This window comes from Streptomyces sp. NPDC059900 (genome assembly GCF_050270335.1).
In the GTDB taxonomy this organism is placed as follows: Bacteria; Actinomycetota; Actinomycetes; order Streptomycetales; family Streptomycetaceae; genus Streptomyces.
Genome location: NZ_JBNNJZ010000432.1, coordinates 4080 through 6969, shown reverse-complemented (window position 1 = coordinate 6969; position 2890 = coordinate 4080). Strand labels below are relative to the sequence as shown.

The 2890-nt window shown below is 72.2% G+C and carries 2 protein-coding genes; both read right to left on the bottom strand.

Features of this window, described 5'->3' with window-relative positions; translation table 11 throughout:
• Window positions 1–618, bottom strand: a 618-nt coding sequence (locus tag ACQKIP_RS35150; RefSeq protein ID WP_427745065.1) for an FGGY family carbohydrate kinase, incomplete at its 3' end; no start/stop codon positions are given.
• A gap of 234 nt (window positions 619–852) precedes the next feature.
• Window positions 853–2844, bottom strand: a complete 1992-nt coding sequence (locus ACQKIP_RS35145) for a bifunctional aldolase/short-chain dehydrogenase (protein WP_427745066.1) — start codon at window positions 2842–2844, stop codon at window positions 853–855.
• Window positions 2845–2890 lie beyond the last annotated feature (46 nt).

The window sequence follows — 2890 nt, the reverse complement described above, 5'->3', positions numbered from 1 at the left end:
CCAGTCTCCTGTGCCGGGGTCCATGAGCTGGGTGGTGGAGGCGTTGGTCAGCTCCGTGCCCAGTTCGCCCGTGAGCCAGTACGTCAGCAGGTCGGGGATCAGCAAGAGGTGCTTGGCGGCGCTGAGTTGAGCCGTCTCATGGGCGGCCAGGAGTTGGTACAGGGTGTTGAAGGGGGCGTACTGGACTCCCGTGGTGGCGTAGAGCTCGGTGGCCGGGAGCGTCGTCCACGCCTTGGCCGCGATGCCCTCGGTGCGGGGGTCGCGGTAGTGCACCGGGTTGCCCAGGAGATTGCCGTCGGCGTCCAGGAGGCCGTAGTCGACCGCCCAGCCGTCGATGCCGACGGAGGTGAGGGGGGCGGAGCCCGCGGCGCGCAGGCCGTCGAGGATCCCGGCGTAGAGGGAAAGGATGTCCCAGTGCAGGGTGCCTGCCGTGCGGACCGGGCGGTTGGGGAAGCGGTGGGCTTCCTGGAGGTCGAGGGTGTCGGGGCCTGCGGTGCCCACCATCACGCGTCCGCTGGAGGCGCCCAGGTCGATGGCGGCGAAGCGGTGCTGCGAGCGGGAGTTGGAACTGGTGCTGGCGCTCGTACTCGTGCGGGTGCTGGGGTTGAGGTTGGGCATCGGAGCTCGCAGGGGTCGAAGGGCGAGAGTGGGTGTGGGTGCGGGTGCGGGTGCGGGTGCTCGGTGGTCGGGTCGCTTCGTGGCCGGGGCGCGGATCGCGCCGGTACGCACTCGCCGTCGCGGTCTGCCCGCCCGGCCGCTGCGGCACCCAAGCGCCGCGTGCCGCGCTCCGGGCGGACATACCGGCACGTCCCTCCGGCCGGGAGTGCTGTCGCCGGCCGGAGGGGGCTGCGGTTACCTGAGGAAGGCCGCCGCGACGCCCGCGTCGACGGGTATGTGCAGGCCCGTCGTGTGGGTCAGGTCGCCCGCCGTCAGGGCGAAGACCGCGTTGGCCACGTGCTCGGGGAGCACCTCGCGCTTGAGGAGGGTCCGCTGGGCGTAGAACGCGCCCAGGTTCTCCTCCTCGATCCCGTACGTCGCCGCGCGCTGGGCGCCCCAGCCGCCCGCGAAGATCCCCGAGCCGCGGACCACGCCGTCCGGGTTGACGCCGTTCACGCGGATGCCGAACTCGCCGAGCTCGGCGGCCAGGAGGCGGACCTGGTGGGCCTGGTCCGCCTTGGTGGCGGAGTACGCGATGTTGTTGGGGCCCGCGAACACCGCGTTCTTGGACGTGATGTAGATGATGTCGCCGCCCAGGGCCTGGTCCCGCATGATGCGGGCCGCCTCGCGCGAGACGAGGAAGGAGCCGCGGGCCATGATGTCGTGCTGCAGGTCCCAGTCGCGGGCCGTGGTGTCGAGCAGCGGCTTGGAGATGGAGATGCCGGCGTTGTTCACCACTAGATCGACTCCGCCGAAGGCGAGGACCGCGGCGGCGAAGGCGCCGGTGATCTGCTCCTCGGAGGTGACGTCCACGGGGATGGCGACGGCCTTGTCCGGGCCGCCGAGCTCCTGCGCCACGGCCGCGGCGTTCTCCGCGTTCAGGTCCGCCACCGCGACGCAGGCGCCCTCCGCGACCAGGCGGTGCGCGATCGCCTTGCCGATGCCGCTGCCGGCGCCCGTCACCAGGGCGACGCGGGTGGCCAGGGGCTTGGGCTCGGGCAGGCGCCGGAGCTTGGCCTCCTCCAGCGGCCAGTACTCGATGCGGAACTTCTCCGACTCGTCGATGGGGGCGTACGCGGAGACGGCTTCGGCGCCGCGCATGACGTTGATGGCGTTCACGTAGAACTCGCCCGCCACGCGCGCCGTCTGCTTGTCCTTGCCGAAGGAGAACATTCCCACGCCGGGGACGAGGACGATCGCCGGGTCCGCGCCGCGCATCGCCGGTGAGTCCGGGCCGGCGTGCCGGGTGTAGTAGGCCGCGTACTCCTTTCGGTAGGCGGTGTGCAGCTCCTTGAGGCGGGTGACGGTCTCATCGAGCGGCGCGGTGGGCGGCAGGTCCAGGACCAGGGGCCTGATCTTCGTGCGGAGGAAGTGGTCGGGGCAGGAGGTGCCCAGGGCCGCGAGGCGCGGGTGTTCGGCGGCGGCCAGGAAGTCCAGGACGGTGTCCGTGTCGGTGAAGTGGCCGATCTGGGGGCGGTCCTGCGAGGCCAGCGAGCGGATGTGCGGGGCCAGTTCGGCCGCCCGCCGGCGGCGTTCCGCGGTGGCGAGCGGAGCGTATGCGTTCAGGGCCGGGCCGAACGGGGCGGGCCTGCCGCGCTCGGCGAGGAATGCCTCCGCCGTGCGGATGATGTGCAGTGAGTTGCGCTCGCACTCCCGGGCCGTGGCGCCCCAGGCCGTGATGCCGTGACCGCCCAGGATGCAGCCGATGGCGTCCGGGTTCGCTTCCTTCACCGCGGCGATGTCCAGGCCCAGCTGGAAGCCGGGACGGCGCCAGGGCACCCAGACCACTGTGGAGCCGAAGCACTCGGCCGTCAGTTTCTCGCCGTCCGCGGCGCAGGCCAGGGCGATGCCCGAGTCCGGGTGCAGATGGTCCACGTGCGGTGCGTCCACCAGGGCGTGCATCGCGGTGTCGATGGAGGGGGCCGCGCCGCCCTTGCCGTGCAGGCAGAAGTCGAAGGCGCCGACCATTTCGTCCTCGCGGTCCGGGCCCGCGTACACCTCCTTGAGTGCGTGGAGGCGGTCGAGGCGCAGGACCGCGAGGCCCTCCTCGGTGAGGGTGCCCAGGTCGCCGCCCGAACCCTTGACCCACATCAGGTCGGTGTCCGCGCCGGTGACCGGGTCGGGGGCGGTGCCCTTCGCTGATGCGTTGCCGCCCGCGTAGTTCGTGTTGCGCGGGTCCGCGCCCAGGCGGTGGGAGCGGTCGAGGAGTTCCCTGACCCGCTCGTGCGTCCGT